The organism is Paracoccus sp. (in: a-proteobacteria) (assembly GCF_047973135.1).
Taxonomy (GTDB): domain Bacteria; phylum Pseudomonadota; class Alphaproteobacteria; order Rhodobacterales; family Rhodobacteraceae; genus Paracoccus.
Window position 1 is genome coordinate 1 of sequence record NZ_JBKEBL010000101.1, and the last position, 1695, is coordinate 1695.

The window sequence follows — 1695 nt, forward strand, 5'->3', positions numbered from 1 at the left end:
CGCTGTCGGACAGCACCGCCTCGAACCCGTGTTCAACGGCGGGATCCAGCGCCCCCGGCCCGCCCGAGAAATGTTCGTAATGCAGCGTGCCCTCGGGCCAGCCCAGCGACAGGGTATCCAGCGCCTCAAGCATCCGCGCCGGGCCGCAGGCATAGACCTGCGTGCCTTTGGCCAGCGGGGTCAGCGCCCCGCCCAGATCCAGCCGCGTGCCCTCGTCGCCAAGATGCAGCGAAAGGGCCGCACCGTGATTCGCATGCAGCCGGTCAGCCAGCGGCAGCGCGCTGCGGGTCCGGGCGCAGACATGCAGGTGATAGGGCTTGCCAAGCGCCTTCAGCCGGTCGGCCATCGCCAGAACGGGGGTGATCCCGATGCCTCCGGCGACCAGCACGTAACGGGCGGCATCCTCATCCAGCCGGAAGTGATTGCGCGGCCCGGCGATATTCACCGTATCGCCGGGCTTCAGCGTTTTGTGAAAATGCGCCGATCCGCCCCGGCCCCCGCCTTCGCGCAGAATGGCAATCTGATAGCTGTCCCTGTCCTTCACGGCTCCGCACAGCGAATATTTGCGCCGGAACCCGCCCGAGACCAGCTCTATATGCGAACCCGCCGAAAAGGGCGGCAGAGGCCGGCCGCGCGGATCGGCCAGCACGATCCGCCTTACCCGGTCGCAATCGTCGCTGACGGATCGCACCTTCATCCGGCGCAGGATGTCATCGCGCACTGGCGCGCCGATCCCGAAGGACATGGCGCGATCCAGAATGCCGGGGTCGCGCCGTTCCGGGTTCAGCGCAGGATCCCATTCCACCAGCAACCGCGACGGCCCGCGAAAGGATACATTCGGCAGGTTCTCGAAACGCTGTCCGGCGACAAGGCGCATATGCGGCAGACGGCGGGAAAATTCCTCAAGAAAGACCCGCATCTCCATCCGGCCGATATTCTTGCCCATGCATTGATGCGCGCCATAGCCGAAGGACATGTGCTCGGCCGAGTTGTCGCGATAGATGTCGAAATCCCCCGCGTTTTCCCAGTGCCGGGGATCCTTGTTCGCGCTGGCCTGCACCAGCAGCAACCGCTGCCCCTTGGGAATCGCCACGCCGCCGACCACCGCATCATCCGTGGTGATCCGCCGCCAGGCAACGATGGAACCCGCGACACGCAGGCATTCCTCGGCGGCACTGGGGATCAGGGCGGGGTTCTGGCACAATTCCTCCCATGCGTCGCGATTGCTCAGCAGCGTCCAGAACGCGTTCAATGTCGCGTTCGAGGTGGTCTCATGCGCGGCAGCAAGGATCGCCATCATCATCGACCGCAGATAGCTTTCAGGCACGATATCGGGATGCCTGAAATGCTGGCGGACCGTTTCATACATCCAGCCCTCGCCTTCGGGGCTGGCGATCATCCGGTCCAGGATACGGTTCGCCGTTTGCCAGAAGCGCCCGACATTTTCCGCGACCTCCAACTGTTCGGCAGGTGTCGGGCGGCCCCATGTGTTCAGCGTATGGGCAACCGCGAAGTTCTTCAGCTCATCCGCACCATCCTGAGGGACGCCCAGAAAATGCAGGGCAACGGTCAGCGGGATTTCATAGAAGATGTCGGCGACCAGGTCGGCATGGCCGCGGTCGATAAAGCGGTCCATGTACTGACGCGTCAGCGCGCGCACCGCAGGCTCGTGCTTTTGCAGATTTTCGGGCAGGA

At 64.3% G+C, this 1695-nt stretch carries 1 protein-coding gene; it reads right to left on the minus strand.

Annotation, left to right across the window (positions count from 1 at the left end; translation table 11 throughout):
• On the minus strand, positions 1-1695 hold a 1695-nt coding region (locus tag ACK5L9_RS08085; RefSeq protein ID WP_416910960.1), incomplete at both ends, for a cytochrome P450.